The organism is Gemmatimonadaceae bacterium (assembly GCA_020852815.1).
GTDB lineage: Bacteria > Gemmatimonadota > Gemmatimonadetes > Gemmatimonadales > Gemmatimonadaceae > SCN-70-22.
Map to the genome: position 1 here is coordinate 98,128 of JADZAN010000039.1, position 16,762 is coordinate 114,889.

At 69.3% G+C, this 16,762-nt stretch carries 13 protein-coding genes; 4 read left to right on the forward strand and 9 right to left on the reverse strand.

Annotated elements, in window-relative coordinates; all coding sequences use genetic code 11:
* Positions 1–32 precede the first annotated feature (32 nt).
* The 3 genes from IT359_18915 to IT359_18925 all read right to left on the reverse strand — a co-directional run bounded on the left by IT359_18915 (position 33) and on the right by IT359_18925 (position 4,441).
* Positions 33–416, reverse strand: coding sequence for an MscL family protein (locus tag IT359_18915; GenBank protein ID MCC6931071.1), 384 nt, complete (start codon positions 414–416; stop codon positions 33–35).
* 180 nt (positions 417–596) lie between these two features.
* Positions 597–3,068, reverse strand: coding sequence for a hypothetical protein (locus tag IT359_18920; GenBank protein ID MCC6931072.1), 2,472 nt, complete (start codon positions 3,066–3,068; stop codon positions 597–599).
* 35 nt (positions 3,069–3,103) lie between these two features.
* Positions 3,104–4,441: a hypothetical protein gene (locus IT359_18925; protein MCC6931073.1), complete on the reverse strand. Its 1,338-nt coding sequence runs from the start codon at positions 4,439–4,441 to the stop codon at positions 3,104–3,106.
* Positions 4,442–4,668: 227 nt separating this feature from the next.
* Between IT359_18925 and IT359_18930 the strand changes: the two genes are divergently transcribed.
* The 4 genes from IT359_18930 (at position 4,669) to IT359_18945 (ending at position 8,193) form a co-directional block, all read left to right on the forward strand.
* On the forward strand, positions 4,669–5,604 hold the full coding sequence (locus tag IT359_18930) for an ABC transporter ATP-binding protein (GenBank protein ID MCC6931074.1): 936 nt from the start codon (positions 4,669–4,671) through the stop codon (positions 5,602–5,604).
* Between the two features lie 13 nt (positions 5,605–5,617).
* Complete coding sequence (locus tag IT359_18935) at positions 5,618–6,730, forward strand: ABC transporter permease (protein ID MCC6931075.1); 1,113 nt, start codon at positions 5,618–5,620, stop codon at positions 6,728–6,730.
* Positions 6,727–7,716 carry an EamA family transporter gene (locus tag IT359_18940; protein ID MCC6931076.1) on the forward strand — a complete coding sequence of 330 codons (990 nt, stop codon included), beginning with the start codon at positions 6,727–6,729 and terminating at the stop codon, positions 7,714–7,716. Before IT359_18935 ends, IT359_18940 begins: the two co-directional genes overlap by 4 nt.
* Positions 7,717–7,812: 96 nt before the next feature.
* Complete coding sequence (locus tag IT359_18945) at positions 7,813–8,193, forward strand: response regulator (protein MCC6931077.1); 381 nt, start codon at positions 7,813–7,815, stop codon at positions 8,191–8,193.
* 39 nt (positions 8,194–8,232) lie between these two features.
* Here IT359_18945 and IT359_18950 read toward each other — a convergent pair whose 3' ends face one another.
* The 6 genes from IT359_18950 to IT359_18975 all read right to left on the reverse strand — a co-directional run bounded on the left by IT359_18950 (position 8,233) and on the right by IT359_18975 (position 16,762).
* The gene (locus IT359_18950) at positions 8,233–9,036 is read right to left on the reverse strand and encodes a carboxypeptidase regulatory-like domain-containing protein (GenBank protein ID MCC6931078.1); all 804 of its coding nucleotides are present in this window, start codon (positions 9,034–9,036) and stop codon (positions 8,233–8,235) included.
* A gap of 71 nt (positions 9,037–9,107) precedes the next feature.
* The gene (locus IT359_18955; protein MCC6931079.1) at positions 9,108–9,716 is read right to left on the reverse strand and encodes a DedA family protein; all 609 of its coding nucleotides are present in this window, start codon (positions 9,714–9,716) and stop codon (positions 9,108–9,110) included.
* A gap of 120 nt (positions 9,717–9,836) precedes the next feature.
* Positions 9,837–10,397, reverse strand: a complete 561-nt coding sequence (locus IT359_18960; protein MCC6931080.1) for a hypothetical protein — start codon at positions 10,395–10,397, stop codon at positions 9,837–9,839.
* A 317-nt stretch (positions 10,398–10,714) separates the two neighbouring features.
* The gene (locus IT359_18965; protein MCC6931081.1) at positions 10,715–13,897 is read right to left on the reverse strand and encodes an efflux RND transporter permease subunit; all 3,183 of its coding nucleotides are present in this window, start codon (positions 13,895–13,897) and stop codon (positions 10,715–10,717) included.
* A 12-nt stretch (positions 13,898–13,909) separates the two neighbouring features.
* Positions 13,910–15,058 (reverse strand): efflux RND transporter periplasmic adaptor subunit, encoded by a 1,149-nt coding sequence (locus tag IT359_18970; protein ID MCC6931082.1) that lies wholly within the window; start codon positions 15,056–15,058, stop codon positions 13,910–13,912.
* A gap of 18 nt (positions 15,059–15,076) precedes the next feature.
* Positions 15,077–16,762 carry a TolC family protein gene (locus IT359_18975; protein ID MCC6931083.1) on the reverse strand — a complete coding sequence of 562 codons (1,686 nt, stop codon included), beginning with the start codon at positions 16,760–16,762 and terminating at the stop codon, positions 15,077–15,079.

Sequence of the window (16,762 nt, forward strand, 5' to 3'; positions counted from 1 at the left end):
GGTGGATGAGCGGCGCCTGCCGCGGCGTCACTCTACAGCTGCGATGTGCAATGCGCGCAGCGCGTGGCCGCGGCGGGGATCGTGCTCATGCAGTACGGGCACGCCTTGGTGGGAGGGGCCGGGGGAGCAGGGGGCTCGGGCTTCATGAACATCTTGCCGATCTGCCAGGCGACGAACGTGATGATCGCGAAGTTGAGGAACACTCCCGCGAAATCGCCAACCCCGAACTTGATCGACCCGACGTCGAGCGTCCACGTGCGCCATGCACCGCCGGGAATCGCTGCCCCGATGATCGGCATGAGGAAATCGTCGCTCATCGCCTTCACCAGCGCGCCGGCCGCACCACCCACGATCACCGCCAACGCCAAACCGACAACGTTCGCCTTCTCGAGGAACTTCTTGAAGTCTTCCCACATGGTGCAGCTGCTCCGACACTGGAGGAACCCACCTAACGCGCCGAGGTGATTGCGCGCGCGCAATGTGAGCCGATTCGGGGCGATGGGCAAGTGCGCAACGTCACCGCCGCGCACTCGGCCATCTCACCCATGCGTGCCTAAGCGCCGGTGCCTCCGGCGGTTCGGCTCCCCGTCCAACGTCTAGAAACGAGCCTCCACGTACAGATCGAGCCGCATCCGCTGCCGCGGGTAGATCCCGCGCGACAGGTCCATGCGCACGAGGCCATCGAGGACCGACCAGCCCACCCCGGCGCCGCTGATGGGGCGCCCGGGGTGCTGCCAGTCATCGCGGCGCCCCGCCCACCCCAGGTCGCCGAACAGCACCGGGCGCACCACGCGGGTGGACAGTGCGAGTTCGCCGCGCGCGAGCCAGAACGCCTCGCCCGCCGCCGTGCCAAGCAACTGCCCGCGCACGGTTTGCGCACCGCCAAGGTAGAACGCGCGCTGCGGGAGCGGCGCGTTGCGGCTGACGCCTCCCCCGGCAGTGAGCGAGGCGGCGAGACGCTCGCCGAACCCCTTGCTCAGCGTCGCCTCGCCCGCCACGCGCCCATAGGCGCGCGACACCGACGACGTCGCGCTGTCGAACGACGTCCACCCCCCTTCCAGACGTGCGTCGGTGAGCAGGCGCCACCCCTGCGGGTCGAGCCCCGCCGATCGCTGGTCGCGCAGCGCGAACCCCGCCACGGTGGCGTCGGTTGCCGTGATGTTGGGGAGGAACTCGCTCCCCCCGCCCAGGGCGCGCGACAGGTTGAAGCGCGTTTCATTGGCCACGTCCCCCTGGCGCTCGACGAAGAGGCGCGTCGTGAGCGCGCCGCCGCGGTTGAGGCCATTCGTCAGCTGCAAACCGGTGGCGCGGTAGTAATAGCCCTCGTCACGCCCGTAGAACAGCGCGCCCAGCGACGCCCCGAAACTCAGCGGGGCACCCCAGTCATCGTTGGCGACCGCCAGCTTGTGGTAGCCAGCCACGCGCCACGTCGCGCGCCCGTTGCTGCGCGCCACGCCGAGCTCGACGTTGGGCACCAGGTCGGCCACCCCGAGCCGAGCCGTTGCATCCCATGAGAAGCCGCGCCCCAGTTGCTCCGTCGCCTGCGCCCCGATGGACAGCCCCTCGACACGATTGTAGCGCGTCCACCCCAGCCCGTAGTTCAACCGTATCGGCATCGGCGCCCACACCGGCTGCAACGAGAAGTCGAGCTCCTTGAGCAAGGCATCGCGTTCGGTGAGGCCGAACAGCTGCTCACCCGGCTCATAGATCGATCCCGGCAGGTCCTTGGAGTTGGCCAGCACCGTGCTGTCGCATGGGAGGCGCACCGCTGTGGCCAGGTTGGACTCGCCGCGCGTGTCGACGCGCGTGTAGAAGCCCGTGCTCGCACAGTCGTCCTTGCGCTTCTCCGCCAGGCGCATGCGCCGCACCGAATCGGCCTCCACCAACTTCCCGATGCGGAACTTGCGCTGCTCCGGCGTGAGCTGCCCCCACGGGAGTGAATCGCCAAACAGCGAGTCGCGCAGCTGGCGGCGCGTCATCATCTCCGGGACCGACGGCATCGAATCGGTGCCATTCACGCTCGCGTACTTGAACCCTTCCTCCATCTTGAACGGGATGCGCATGAAGGAGGCCCGCGCCCACCCCTCGGCGTACTGCGCGCGCGGCAGCCAGAAGCGTCCGCCGTAGAGCCCGTAGTCGATCGTCACCGCCTCCAGTTGCGCCTGCATCGGCGAGAGCATCCCCTTCACCCAACCCGGGGGAGCATCCTCCTCGTCAGGCGTGTCGCCAGTGCGCTTGGCCTCCTCCTTCTCGCGCTTCAACTCTTCGTCCACCACCCCCCAGATATCGATCGGGACGGCGAGCCGGTACGCGGCACGCACCAGCTGCCCGCTCTCCACATCGAACCAGAACGACCCCACCGAGAGCTTCCACTCGGGGCGGCGCGGCTCGATGCGCAGCTCGCGCAGGCGAATGGCACGCCCGTCAGGGAGCGTGATGGTGAGCGAGTCGCCGGTTGCGTATCGGTAGTACGCCTCGGCACCGATGGCGAGCGGGTGCACGAGTTCGCGCTCGTCCACCTCGGCGCGCGCTTCGCTCCCCCCGATCCAGAGCGCGTCGCGCCCCGGGTAGTATGGGATCGGCGAGATCTCGTCCATGTCCACCTCCCCCGCCTCCTTCTCGGCCATGGGGAAGACCGAACGCGCCCCCTTGAGGTCGACGAAGACGCCGCCTTTGCGCGACCAGCGTACGCGCGAAACGTTCTCGGTGCGGAAGAGGAGACGGTCGCGCCCGACGGCGCGGAACCCCATCCCGACCGACATGCGCTGGTACGACGTGGCGTCGTACGAGAGGAGCGTCGAGTCGAGCCGCATGCGAGCATCGCGCGCGCGCAGCAGCAACTGGCGAGCGAGCGGATCGAGAAAGGCCGAGTTCTCGAGCTCCGGTGTCACCGCGATGCGGCGCACCGGGCGCTTCTCGCGGTCCAGGCGCCGTTCCATGGCCGAGTACCGGATGGAGTCGCGAATGGCCTGCTGCTTGATGCTGTCGGCTCGCGCCTTCTCGCTGGGTGTGCCGATGCGCACGGAGACTTCCTGGAAGGCGATGACGAGCGTGAGGGCAGCGAGCATGCGACGAACTCCGGGGGCAGGATCGGTGCGAAGTTCTACGATCCCCGGGGGCGAAGGTTTCGTGACGCCTGTAGGGGGAGCGAGCCGCTGTGGGAGCGCAGGATGTGCAGGCGTTGCCGGAAGGCCTCCCGCTTACGCTCCTCCCGCGCGTCGGGATACGAGAGCATGGACATCGCCAGCGCCACGCCGATGGGGACGGCCGCCATCGACCCGCTCCACGGGAAGGGGCGCTCGTCGCTCCCGCGCCGCGCCTCCAGGCGGCTCACGAGTGCCGGGAAACGTGTCTGTGTCCAGACCGTCGCGAGGATGACGAGAATCCCCAGCCCGGCCAGGAGGATCGGGAAGGAGATGAACTCGCGAAAGACATTCTGGGCCAGGAAGCCAAGGTAGCCGATGACGCCGAGCACTCCGAAGAGCAGGACCGTGCGCCGACGGACGTAGAGCGAGAGCGCGACGAGTCCGAGCGCGGTTGGAAGGAGGAGGTGGCGCCAGGCGCTGTCGTCGGCGCGCAGCCAGAGGACCAGGTAGCCCAGCGTGGTCCCCGCGAGCCCGATGACCCAGAAGGCGTTGGCGAAGTCGCCCGAGCCCGCGCGTCGTTCCGCGCCGTCAGCCGCAACCATGTTCGCGTCGCGACGTTGCTGGCCGCGCTGCCAGCGTTCCACCCGCTCGGCGACGAGGAGGATTGCGAAGCCGCCGGCGAGGATCGTCCATTGCTCCGAGGCACTCGAGCCGCCGAAGGAGCAAGCGATGATCGACAGGTGCAACGCGGCGCCCGCCAGCGCCGCCGCCAGCGGCCACGTCACCGTGACCATGGCGCGCCGCCGCAGCGCGGCGAGTGCCGTCAGGAGCATCATGAGCTCGAGGATGAGCCACTGCCACGCCATCCAGGCCGTGTCGCGGAGCAGTGGATCGCCCATGAGAGGGTCGTGCGTGGGGAGGTCCGGCCACCGCCCGCTGAGGGAGAGGAATGGCCAGGCGACGAGCGGACTGAGCGAGACGACGAGGGCAGCGCAGATGTCGGCCGCCAGGGTAAAGCCACGCCCCCGCAGCCATCGCTCCGCGGCGAGCAGGACACCGCCGTAGAGCAGGGCAACACCGAGCACCCCCCACGGCCCCAGTCGCGCCCACCGGTCGACGAGGAACCAGCCGCACGCGAAGAGGACGAGGAGCGCGCCCAAGGCGTACGCGACCGCCACGACGGAGAGCGCGCTGGTCGCGCTCGGCGCGCTGGTGGCAGTGGTCACGGTCGTCGCCGCGCTGTCGACGGCGGCGAGCGCCCGGAGCCTGTCGCGCTGCCCCTCGTCGATGATCCCCTGCGCCACGCCGCGATCGAGGAGGCGCGAGAGTTCGTGGTTGAGCGGCTTGTCGTTCACGTGCGGGGGGTGAGGAGGACAAGCTGCGGGTGGCCTGACGCGACCACACGGCGCCGACCGTCGCGCCAGAATCTGCCACAACGTACGAGGCGCGGGAGTGGCGCGTTTCCCGACAGCGGGGGCGTTCCCGTCCTCTCGTCCCCAGCCTTCGCTGGGGCAGGCCTCTCGTCCCCAGCCTTCGCTGGGGCAGGCTTCTCGTCATCTCGCTCCCGCGCTATGGTTCCCCCATGCCCCCCTCCCCCCTCGCCCTCGACGTCCGCGCCCTCCACAAGCGCTACGGCGACGTCGTCGCGGTCAACGGGCTCGACCTCCAGGTGCGCGCCGGCGAGTGCTTCGGCCTCCTGGGCCCCAACGGCGCCGGCAAGACGACGACCATCGAGATATGCGAGGGCATTCTCGACGCCGACGGCGGCGACGTGATCGTCCTCGGCCTGCGCTGGGCCACCGACGAAGACGCCCTGCGGCAGCGCCTCGGCGTGCAGCTGCAAGAGGCGCAGTTCGCCGACAAGCTCACTGTCGCCGAGACCGTGCGCCTGTTCCGCTCGTTCTACCGCAGCGGACCCACTGTCGCCGACGTCATCGCCCGCGTGCAGCTGGAGGAGAAGGCCAACGCCCGCGTGAGCACGCTCTCCGGCGGGCAGAAGCAGCGCCTCTCGGTCGCCTGCGCCCTGGCCGGTGACCCGGCGCTCGTCTTTCTCGACGAACCGACCACCGGGCTCGACCCGCAGTCGCGACGGCAGTTGTGGGAGCTGGTGGAACGGCTGCGCGCCGCCGGAACGACGATCATGCTCACCACGCACTACATGGACGAAGCGGAGCGCCTGTGCGACCGCATCGCCATCGTCGACCGCGGGCAGGTCATCGCCCTCGGCACGCCGCGCGAGCTGATCCGTTCGTTAGGCGCGGAGCAGGTGGTGGAGTGCGCGCTGGGCGACGGGGAGTCGATTGCCCCCGACGAGCTGGCGGCGCTTCCCGGCGTGCTGCGCGCCCGCAGCGACGGCCCGATCCACACCCTGCAGGTCGCCGCCGCGCACGAGACGATCCCCGCGCTCCTTGCCCTCATTGCCCGCCGCGAGTGCCGGCTCACCGAGTTGCGCACGCACTCGCCCACGCTCGAGGACGTCTTCGTCTCGCTCACCGGGCGCCACCTGCGGGAGGGGTGAACCAGCCATGACGATGAGCGCCCCTCCCTCGCCGACAGGTGCAACGATGCCGCCGGCGTCCACGCCGCCGTCACCCGCCAACGACGCATCGCCCTCCCCGCTCCTGCAGCTCACGCTGGCCCGCTTCCGCGAGTTCCTGCGCGAACCGGAGGCGGTCTTCTGGAGCTTCATCTTCCCCATCCTCCTCGCCTCCGGGCTGGGGATCGCCTTCCGTTCGCGCCCCGCGGAGGTGGCCAAGGTCGCCGTACTGGCCTCGGCCCCCGGCGCCCAGGCGCTGCGCGCCGCGCTGTCGCGCGACTCGTCGCTGGTGGTGGAGGCGCTCGACGACACCGCCGCGGCCACCGCGCTCCGCATCGGGCGCGTGGCGCTCCTCATCGTCCCGCGCGAGCGCGCCACCGTCGAGTACCGCTACGACGACGCGCGTGCCGAGGCGCGCACGGCGCGGCTGCTCGTCGATCGCGCGTTGCAGCAGGCGGCGGGGCGCCGCGACCCCATCGCGGTAAAGGAGACGCTGGTGAGCGAGCGCGGCTCCCGCTACATCGATTTTGTCCTCCCGGGGCTCCTCGCCATGAACCTCATGGGGGGCGGGATCTGGGGGCTCGGCTTTGGCATCGTCGATGCGCGGCGCAAGAAGCTCCTCAAGCGATTGCTCGCCACCCCCATGTCGCGCGCGCAGTACCTCCTCTCCTTCCTCTTCATGCGCCTGGCGATGATGGTGGTGGAGGTCGTCTTCATCGTCTCGTTCGGTGCGCTCGTCTTCAAGGTGCCCATGCGTGGCCCGCTCCTCGCCTTTGGGGTCATCTGCGTCATGGGGACGCTGACGTTCGGCGCGCTGGGGCTGCTGGTCGCTGCGCGCCCGCGCACGCTCGAGGGGGCGTCGGGGTTGATGAACTTCATCATGCTCCCCATGTGGGTCGGCTCGGGGATCTTCTTCGCCGCCACCAACTTCCCCGATGCGGTGCAGCCGCTGGTGCAGGCGCTCCCGCTCACCGCGGTGGTGGACGCCATGCGCCTCAACATGCTGCAGGGCGCTGGCCTTGCCGCGGTGAGCGGTGAGCTGGCGATCATGGCGGCGTGGCTCGTCGGCTGCTTCGTGTTGGCGCTGCGCATCTTCCGGTGGCGATGAGCGGCGCGCCCGGTACGCCGCACCATTCGCGGGCCACGGTCGTCGCGGCCTTTGCCGCGGTGTACCTGCTGTGGGGGTCCACGTACCTCTTCATCAAGTACGCCGTTGCCTTCATTCCGCCGTTAGGGATGGCCGGGGCGCGATTCCTCCTCGCGGGGCTCATCCTCTACGGCTACGGCCGGCTGCGCGGCAACGAGCGACCGCGCGCGATCCACTGGCGCTCGGCGGCCGTCGTCGGCGTGATGCTGATGACCTCCAACGCCGGCGTGGCGTGGTCCGAGCGCCTCATTCCCTCGGGCGTGGCCTCGCTCCTGGTCGCCATCACCCCATGCTGGATGGTGCTGTTCGAGTGGCTGGCGCACCGTGAGCGACGCCCGCACGCGGGGGTCCTGGCGGGGCTCGCGCTTGGCCTGGTGGGGCTGGCGATCCTGGTCGGGGTGGGCGACCTCGTGGGGGGCGGTGGGCGCGCGAGCGGCGGCGTGAACCTTCGCGGCGCCGCGGCCATCATCTGCGGCACGGCGGTGTGGGCCGCAGGGTCGCTCTACGCACGCGCAGCGCCGCGCCCCACCTCACCGCAACTCCTGAGCGGGATGCAGATGATCTGTGGCGGGGCGATTCTCTCCATCGTCTCGGCGCTCACCGGGCAATGGGACGGCTGGGTGTGGCGCGAGACGCCCGCGATTGCCTGGTGGTCGTTTCTCTATCTCCTGACCTTTGGGTCGCTCATCGCCTTCTCGGCATACATGTACCTCCTCACCGTCTCGACACCGGCCCGCGTCTCGACCTATGCGTACGTGAACCCGGTCGTTGCGGTACTGCTCGGTTGGGCCTTCGCCGGGGAGACGCTCACGCCGCGGATGCTGCTGGCCTCTGTCATCATCGTGGGAGCGGTGGCGCTCATCGTGTCGTTCGGTGCCTCGGGGCCGCCGTCGCGGGCGACGCTCAAGACCGACGAGTTCCCGGTCGCGGCGACCGATGCGGGATAGCAGCGTCCCGGGGTGACGCCAGCCGTGTAGATTGTGGGAGGCGCCCGGCTGTTCGCGCCCGAACGGCGACGTCAACGTTCGACGCATCCAATCTGCATGGCGAAGATTCTGGTCATCGAGGACGACGAGGCACTGCGGGCACTCATGGCGCGCGTGCTTCGGTCGAAGGGGCACGAGGTGGTGGTCGCGCGCGACGGCGGGGAGGGGCTGGCGATGTGGGAACGCGAGCGTCCCGAGGTGGTGGTGACCGACCTCTACATGCCTAACGTGGACGGTATCGAGGCGATCATGGCGTTCCGCGCGCGCGACCCCGCGTTGCCCATCGTCGCCGTATCCGGGGGCGACTCGCGCGCGTCGTTCCTCGCGCTGGACTCCGCCGGTGACCTCGGCGCCACGGTGGTGCTGGCCAAGCCGTTCCTCCCGGACCAACTGTACGATGCGGTGGTGCGGGCGCTGGGGCGCGATCCCTCGGTGTAAGCGCGGGTTCGGCGCGGCGTCGCATCGCGCCGTGCGGCGTCAGGAACCGAAGCGCGTCCAGATGAAGATCGCCGCGCACGCATCCCCTATGGCGTCGACGGGGAGTTCGCTCGGCCCGCGATAGACCTCGATGGCCTCGATGTCATTGGCGTGGAAGGACGCCAGGATCTCGCCGGCGCCACGCCAATCGAGCCTCGAGCCGTTGACATACACCTGGGTGCCGGTGAATGAGGGCTCGCGGAGGTTCGCGGGGCGAATTGTGTTGCCCTGACAGCGCGCTGCGAGGACCTCCAGCGATCCGTCGGGCAGGCGCCTGATCCGGAGCCCGCGCACACGACGGAGGATATCCTCCATCCCCTTGCTGGTGTGCGCCTCCAACTCCTCGCGCGTGAAGAACTGCCCCACGCCGCGGGCACGTCGCTCGTAGAACGTACTCATGCGCACCGACGCCTCGTATCGCGGCGGGACGTTGCCCCTGGCGGTGACAGACACCGTGTCGAGCGACTGCACCACGGAGTCGAGGACGAGGACGATGTCGCGCTGTTGGGCAGGGGCGAGTGTCAGGCGCTGCGAGGTGAGGCGATACCCCAACTGTCGCGCCGCGATCGAGTAGGTGCCGGCGGGGAGCCCGGTGAACTCGAAACGCCCGGAGTCGCTCGAGAGCGCCACGCGCGGCTGTCGAGCGTTTGCGTCATCGTCCTCTCGCAGCAGTCGCACCTCGGCACCGGGCACCGGACGGACGCCATCGGTCACGACGCCTCGCACGACACCCTGCGCGTGCGCAGTCACCGCGCACAGCGAGAACAGCAGCCCCAATGGCGTCACCACGCAGCGACTCGGCATGGACACCACCCCTGCCCGCGAGTGAAGAGGCCAGCGCATGCACATCCGAGCGCGCCCCGTTAACCCCTACGCTACACCTCGTCGCGCACTTGCGCACGCTGCTGCCTCTTCCGCAGCCACCACCACACCCCCACCCCAATGGCGACGAGCAGCACCGCCACCGGCCCCTCGAACCTGCGCACCTCGCCCACGACCAGCACCGCCGCCTCGCCAAAGGCCCACCCCAGCCCCGCCAGCAGCGCCGCCCACACCAGCGAGGCAATCGCCGTCCCGGTGAAGAAGATCCACGGCGGGACGTGCGCGGCGCCGCACGCCAGCGGGAGCGCAATGCGCCCACCGAAGACAAACCGGGAAATGAAGGTGCTGCGCCAGGGGTTCCACCGCATCGCGCTCAGCACCTTGCGCACCAACGGCGGCGAGTTGCGCAGCTTGAGGCGCACCCACGCCGCCCGCCAGCGCCCCAGCAGGTAGCACGCCGACGACAGGGCAAAGACCCCCGTCGCGCACGCCACCACCACCGCCACGAAGCGCAGGTGCCCCTGTTCCGCCGCGAAGCCCCCCAGCAGCGGCGCCAGCTCCTCGGTCACGACGGACGAGACGCCTAACGTCAGGTACGCCCAGCGCTCGCCCAACGCGGTGAGCGACAGGACGTCGATGAGGGCTGGCGGGACGGGAAGCATCAGTCTCGGTCGGACGGGCTCGGCACGACGGGTGACACCCTGGAGGTGGTTTCAGAACCGGTGGCCGCAGTGCCGGCGCACTGCGCCGGCAACGGCGCGGCTACCGGTCTTGAATCCACACTAGGGACGCGTCGCGGCGGGATAGGTGACCGGGACATCGGTGTAGACCTTGCCTCCAACCTCGACTCGTTGCACCACGGCGCGGAAGTGTGCGCGCCCCTTGAGTTCGGGGGCGAAGCCGAGGAAGGTGGGAGTGTCGCCCAACGTCTCGCCAAGCTTCGCGTCCGGCTTGGCCGCGAGCACCAGATAGACCACCACGTTTCCTTCCGCAACGTCGAGCATCTTGAGGTCGATCCGGGGCTGCGCGACACGCACTGGCGTGCGTCCGGAGGCATCGAGCACATGCGCGAAAACCGCCGTGCTCCCCGTATCGACCACGAACTCGAGCTGATTCGCCCCGTCACCCAGCGGGACGAGCATCCCGCCGTGCGGCCCGACAACCGGCGTCGCCGCCGGCTCGCCGACCGCCGCCTTCCCCGCCACGCCACCCGCCTCGCCCCCAACCGCACCTCTCCCACCCTCACCGCCACCACCGCACCCCGCCAGGCTGGCGCCCACGGAGAGGATGGCGACAAAGCCAACCACCCGCCGCCGCACGCAAGCGAACCGAAAGCGGCGCACGGTACACGGATCACGCGGAACGAGTACGGGGCCCTGCAGCTGCATGGTTCACCTGTAGTCGCAAGTGGATCGCGTCGCCGGGCAGCTGACGGGCTGCCGCCGACGTGCATACATGAAGAGAGAGCGCGTCACCGCTCCCGACAAGTCGGAACAGATACCGTCTCGTCGTGCGGCTTTCCACAACGCCCGCCACCCGGGAGCGGTCTATACCCGCGGCACCGCAAAAGGAAACGCCCCCGGCCGCATCGCGGCCGGGGGCACTCCCGTCTCCCCCCAGCCTTCGCTGGGGCAAGCTTTCTCCCGTCCGCCGTCCGCCCCTAATCCCCCGCCACCGGCGCCGCCCCCGCCACGGGATGCTCCGCCGTTTGCTGCGACACGCGGAAGCCAAGGATGCGGGCGAAGAAGCCGCGCATCTCGTCCAGGATCTCGTAGAAGGTCGGGATCGCGACGAGCGTGAGGAGCGTCGACGTGATCACCCCGCCGATCACCGCCACGCCTAACGGCGCGCGGAACTGCGACCCCTCGCCACGCCCCAGCGCAATGGGAAGCATCCCGGCAATCAGCGCAAACGTCGTCATCAGGATCGGGCGCAGGCGGATGGCACCGGCCTCGATGAGCGCCTCGCGCAACGGCAACCCCTGCTGCTCGCGTGCCCACTTGGAGAAGTCGATGAGCAAGATCGCGTTCTTGGCCACGATTCCCATCAGGAGGATGACGCCAATGAGCGACATCAGGTTGATGGTGTTGTTCGTGATCGCGAGCCCGAGCATCACGCCAATCAGCGACAGCGGCAGCGACATCATGATCGCCAGCGGGTCGAGGAACGACCCGAACTGCATCACGAGGATGAGGTACATCAGCAGCACCGCTGTCCCCAGCGCAAGAAAGATCTGCCCGAACAACTCGCTCTGCTGCTGCGCCTCAGCCCCCATCGTGACCTTGATCTCCGACCCCAGGTTGAGCGCGGCGATCGCCGCCTGCGCGTCGTTCGAGACCTCGCCCACCGATCGCCCGGCGACGTTGAACTCCACGTTCACCACGCGGTCGCGGTCCAGGTGGTTGATCACCGCCGGCCCCACCCCTTCCTCGATCCGCGCCACCTGCCCCAGCGGCAACGTGCTCGGCGCGCCGTTGGGCCCCGCGACCACCAGCGGGAGCTGGCGCAGGTCCGACGCCCGGCGACGCGACTCCGGCGCCAGCCGCACGACGACGTCGCGCATCTCGCCGCTCGGGTCCTGCCAGTCGCCGGCGTCGATCCCGGCAAAGGCCGGGCGCAACGACTGCGCGATCTGCCCCACCGTGAGGCCTAACGAGCCAGCCAGCCCGCGGTTGAGCTCCACGCTCAGCTCCGGCTTCTGCCCCTTGGACGACAGCGACACGTCCACCGCGTTAGGCACGGCGCGCACCGCCGCCAGCGCACGCTGCGAGGCGTCGGCCAGCTTCGTCGCGTCGTTGGAGCGCATCTCGATCGCCACCTGCTTGCGCCCGCCCCCCCAGTCCGTGGCATACACGGAGATGCTCGCCCCACCCACCGACGCCAGTTCGTCGCGCAGCTGGTTGCAGAACGCCTCCACGCCGATCGTGCGCTTGTCCTTGGGCACCATCTTCACGTAGATCGCGCCCTGGTCAACGGCCGAGCTTCCCTCGGAGCCGAGCGACGACATGGAGTAGCGCACCACCTCCTTGTGCCGCGCAATCACGCGCACGACCTCCTCGGTCTTGAGCCGCGTGTAGTCCAGGTTGGACCCCGGCGGCGTCTCCACCTTCACGTTGAACTCGGCGTTGTCGTCGCTGGGAAAGAACTGCGTCCCCACCAGCGTGCGGTTCCCGATCTTGATTGCCGGCATCGCCAGCGCGAAGACGAAGGTCCCCACCGAGATCGCCACCACCGACCAGCGGTGGTCGAGTGCCCACGCAATCACGCGGCGGTAGCGCCCCGACAGCCTGTTGAACCACGCGTTGAACTTGTCGAGCGCCTTGGTGAGTGCGCTCTTCTGGTGCTCCTCGCGATGCGGATCGGGCCAGTACGCCGAGAGCATCGGGTCGAGCGAGAACGACACGAAGAGCGACACCAGCACCGAGCAGGCAATCGTCAGCGCAAACGGCTTGAACCATTGCCCGCTCATCCCCGGCATGAAGGCGATGGGAACGAAGACGGCGAGGATGGAGAACGTCGTCGCCGCCACGGCGAGCCCGATCTCATCGGTCCCCTCACGCGCCGCGGTGTAGTGATCTTTTCCCATCTCCACGTGTCGCACGATGTTCTCGCGCACCACGATGGCATCGTCAATCAGGATGCCGATGGCCAGCGAGAGCCCCAGCAGCGACATCGTCTCCAGGTTGAACCCCAGCGCCCAGACGGCGATGAACGACGCCAGCACCGACACCGGGAGCGCGAGCCCAGTGATGACGGTCGAGCGCCACGAGTTGAGGAAGAGGAAGACGACGAGCACCGTGAGCAACGCTCCTTCGACGAGCGTCTCCTGCACGTTGCGCACGGAGTTGGTGACGTTGACGCCGGAGTTCTTGATGACGTCGATCTGCGTCCCCGGCGGGAGCGTCTTCTCCAGGTTCTCGATGCGGGCAATGACCTGCTGCGCCACGTCGGTGGTGCTGTAGCCCTTGGACTTCTTGACGTTGATCCCCACCGACTCCTTGGTGCGCCCGAGACTGTCGGTGAAGAGCGCCAGCGTGCGCTGCTCCTCGGTGGCATCCTTCACCGTCGCCACCTGTCCCAGGCGCACCAACTGCCCGTTGCGCTCGGTGATGACGATCTGCTCGAACTCCCGCGGCTCGACCAGGCGCCCCTTGAGGCGGATCGACTTCTCGTCCAGCGCCCCCTTCACGTTCCCCACCGGGGCCGCGAGGTTTTGCAGCTGCAACGCCGCCACCACCTGCGACACCGCCACCCCCGCCGCCTGCAACGCCTCGGGCCTGAGTTCCACCGTCAGCTCGCGTTCCAGCTTGCCGGGCACCGACACCTCCGCCACGCCGGATATCGAGCGCAACTCGCGCGTGATCCCCGGGTCGGCAATGCGCGTCAGCTCCGCCGTGGACAGCGTCGACGAGTTGAGCGCCAGCGACACGATCGGGAGGTCGGTGTCGTTGAACTTCTTGATGATCGGCTCCTCGAGCTCCGTCGGGAGGTCCTGGCGAATCCCGCTGATGGCGTCGCGAATGTCCTGCGTCGCCTCGGTCAGCGGCTTCCCGAAGTTGAACTCGACCATGATGAAGCCGAAGCCGTCCTCGGCACGGCCGTTCACGTGCTTCACACCGGCGATCGACGAGATCGCCTCCTCGACCGGGTCGAGGATCTCGCTCTCCACACCATCGGGCGAGGCGCCGGGGTACACCAGCCCCACCGAGACGTAGGGCGGCGCCACGTCGGGAAACTCGTCCGTTTGCAGCTTGAGCAACGCGACCAGCCCGAACGCAACGAGTGCCACCATCGAGACGATGGTGATCATGGGGCGCTTGATCGCAAAATCCGAGATCAACATATGAGTCCCCGCCTAATTCCTGGTAACAGCCGCGTCGTTTGGCGCACTCACCCGCACCGGCGTTCCCGGCGTGATTCCCTGCGCCGCCCCCATCAGGAGGGTGTCGCCGGCCGCCACGCCCTTGAGCACCTCGTACTTCTCGGTCGCCTCGTCCTTGAGCCCGAGCTCGACCTCGACCCGCTCGGCGCGCCCTCCCTTGAGGCGCAACACCCACGGACGCACGCCGCGAACATCCACCGCGCTGGCCGCCACCACCGGCGCCTCGCGCGATTCCGACTGCGCACGCCCCTCCGCGAACAACCCGGCCACCAGTGTGTTTCGGTCGTTAGGGATCGCGGCGACGATGCGGACCTGCCCCGTGCTGGGATCGGCGGCGGGATTGATCCGCGTCACCTTGCCCTGGAACGTCTTCCCCGGATACCCGCTGACGGTGAAGGCCACCGGCGAGCCGATGCGGATGGCCGACAGCTGCGCCGCGGGAACATTGGCCTCCAACCGCATGCTGCGGGGGTCGATGATGGTGAACAGCGCGCCGCCGACCTGCACCACGTCGCCCGCCGACACCGAGCGGACGCTGACGACACCGGCGAACGGTGCGCGTACCTGCGCGTCGTCGACCTGCTTCTGCGCCAGCGTCAGGCGTGCCTTGGCGTCGTCGAGTTGCGACTGCGCGGCGAGGTTGGCGCGCCGTGCCGACTCGAGGTCGCGCTCGGCGATCGCGCCGGCCTCGGCGAGCTTCTGCGCGCGCGACAGCTCGCGCGCCGCGATGTCGGCCGCCGACTGCGCCGTGGTAACGCCGGAGCGCGCGCCGAGAAACTGGTCGCGCACCGTGCGATCATCGATGCGCGCCAGGAGCGTGCCGGCGCCCACGCGGCTCCCCTGGTCGGCGTGCGTGGAGAGGACGGGGCCCGATAGCTGCGCGCGGACCGTGGCTTCGCGCTCGGCGGCCAGCGAGCCGGAGAGCGCGGGGCCCGACGAGATCCTCTCCATCGTGACGATGGCGAGGTTCTCGGCGCTCACCGCGGTGGGGGCGGGCGCGGCGCCGGCCGCGGGATCGCCCTTCCCCTTGGCATCGGCTTCCTTGCCGCCACAGGCGGCGCCGATGAGGAGCAGCGCGGGAAGGGTGCGTCGCAGCATCGAACGATTAGGTATGACGGACATGGGAGGAACGGTCTCCACTTATTGAGGAATCTGTGAGGTCGATGCCTGCGAGGTCGTGATGCGCGTGCCCTGCGTGGTGCCACCCGTGGCGCCCGATCCGGTCGCCCCGGCGGCGCCACTGGCGCCGGACGCGGCCGACGAGCCGGTGCTGAACGACGCGCCGGTGCCTAACGGCAAGTCCTTGAGGAGCGCCAGCCGCATGCGCGCCACCTGCAGGTTGCGCGCGGCCTGCGCCCGGTTGATGCGGGCCTGGTCCAGGTTGAGGCGCGACTCGGACAGCTCGATCTGCGTCGACAGCCCTTCCTGGTAGCGCACGTTGGCGATGGTGAAGGCGCGCGTGGCCTGTTCCGTCGTCCCCACGCTGGCCGCCAGCGCCGCCTCCGCCTGTTGCAGCTGGGCGATGGTCTGCGCCGCATCCAGTGCGGCCAGCTCGCGCGTCTGGTCGAGCCGCGCGCGGCTCTCCTCCACGCTCGCCTCGGCCACCATCGTCGCGCCGCGCAGCCGTCCACCGGTGAACAACGGGAACGACGCGCCAAGCGCAACGCTCCAGTTGTTGAGCCAGTTTCCCCACGCCGGGACGCCGCCGGACCCGAAGGCGACACGGCTGTACGCCGAGGTCAGGCTGATCGACGGCATCCACTCGCGCCGGGCAATTGTCAACTGCGCCTCCTGTGCCTTGAGCGCCTCGTCGAGCTGCCGCACCGGGGCCCGGCTCGACGTGCTGGTGTCGATCGAGGCATCGAGGGGGCTCCCCGTGTTGGAGGCGGTGCGCGCCTCGCGCACGTCGGCCGGCTCGTTGATGTCGCTCGTCAGTTGCAACGTCTCGCGATACGGCAGGTTGAGCAACTGCTTGAGACGCAGGAAGGCGAGGTCGCGGTCGGTGCGACGCTGCAGCACCACCGGGACCTGGTTGTCACGCGTCACGCGCGCGCGCAGCAACTCGAACTCCGACTGGTTCCCCACCTGGCGCGCCAGCGACGTCTGCCGCAGCGTCACCTCGGTGGTGGCCAGCGACGACTCGGCAATCGCCACCAGGCGATCGGCGAGCACAGCATCGTAGTACGCCTCGGTCACGTCGAGCGCGAGCTTGGCCCGCTGCGACGACAGCTCGATGTCGGCCGAACGACGCCCCGCCGTGGTGGCGCGCACCTGCGCCTGGCTGCGCCCGGCATTCCACAGCGTGAGCGACCCGTTGGCCGCGACCTGGTACTGGTTCTTGGCGCCAAAGCCGGCCCGCGAGAAGTCGATCCCGCCGCCCCCCGAGGCGCATCGCGTGTACAGCTCCAGCGCCGCGATGCGCTGCGCGTCAGTTGCACCTGCCGGCGCCAGGTAGCGCGTGCAGGGCTGGAAGTACGTCGTGGTGTCGACCGGCGGCGCCGGCGGCACGTTGGGACCCGGCGTGGGCGGCGAACTCTGGAACACCGAGAACTGCGTGGCCAGCGTTCGCGTGTACCCCGCCGATCCGTTGATCTGCGGCAGGTACGCCGAACGTGCTTGCATCTGCTGCCCCTGCGCGCGCTTCACGCCGGCCTGCGCGATGCGCAACGCCTCGCTGGCCGACTGCGACATGCGCAGCGCGTCCTCGAGCGACAGCTTTCGCGGTCCCTGTGCGCGAACGGCAGGCGCCAACAACGCCGTTGCCACGATCGCCGCGAGGACCAGGTGCACGGACTTCATAAGGTTGGGTGACGAGTCGAAGGACAT

Excerpts from the sequence above, each read along its gene's own strand:
- IT359_18915 (MCC6931071.1), bottom strand. The coding sequence starts at position 416 with ATGTGGGAAGACTTCAAGAAGTTCCTCGAGAAGGCGAACGTTGTCGGT.
- IT359_18920 (MCC6931072.1), bottom strand. The coding sequence starts at position 3,068 with ATGCTCGCTGCCCTCACGCTCGTCATCGCCTTCCAGGAAGTCTCCGTG.
- IT359_18970 (MCC6931082.1), bottom strand. The coding sequence starts at position 15,058 with ATGTCCGTCATACCTAATCGTTCGATGCTGCGACGCACCCTTCCCGCG.
- IT359_18950 (MCC6931078.1), bottom strand. The coding sequence starts at position 9,036 with ATGCCGAGTCGCTGCGTGGTGACGCCATTGGGGCTGCTGTTCTCGCTG.
- IT359_18975 (MCC6931083.1), bottom strand. The coding sequence starts at position 16,762 with ATGTCCTTCGACTCGTCACCCAACCTTATGAAGTCCGTGCACCTGGTC.
- IT359_18965 (MCC6931081.1), bottom strand. The coding sequence starts at position 13,897 with ATGTTGATCTCGGATTTTGCGATCAAGCGCCCCATGATCACCATCGTC.
- IT359_18930 (MCC6931074.1), top strand. The coding sequence starts at position 4,669 with ATGCCCCCCTCCCCCCTCGCCCTCGACGTCCGCGCCCTCCACAAGCGC.
- IT359_18935 (MCC6931075.1), top strand. The coding sequence starts at position 5,618 with ATGAGCGCCCCTCCCTCGCCGACAGGTGCAACGATGCCGCCGGCGTCC.
- IT359_18945 (MCC6931077.1), top strand. The coding sequence starts at position 7,813 with ATGGCGAAGATTCTGGTCATCGAGGACGACGAGGCACTGCGGGCACTC.
- IT359_18940 (MCC6931076.1), top strand. The coding sequence starts at position 6,727 with ATGAGCGGCGCGCCCGGTACGCCGCACCATTCGCGGGCCACGGTCGTC.
- IT359_18955 (MCC6931079.1), bottom strand. The coding sequence starts at position 9,716 with ATGCTTCCCGTCCCGCCAGCCCTCATCGACGTCCTGTCGCTCACCGCG.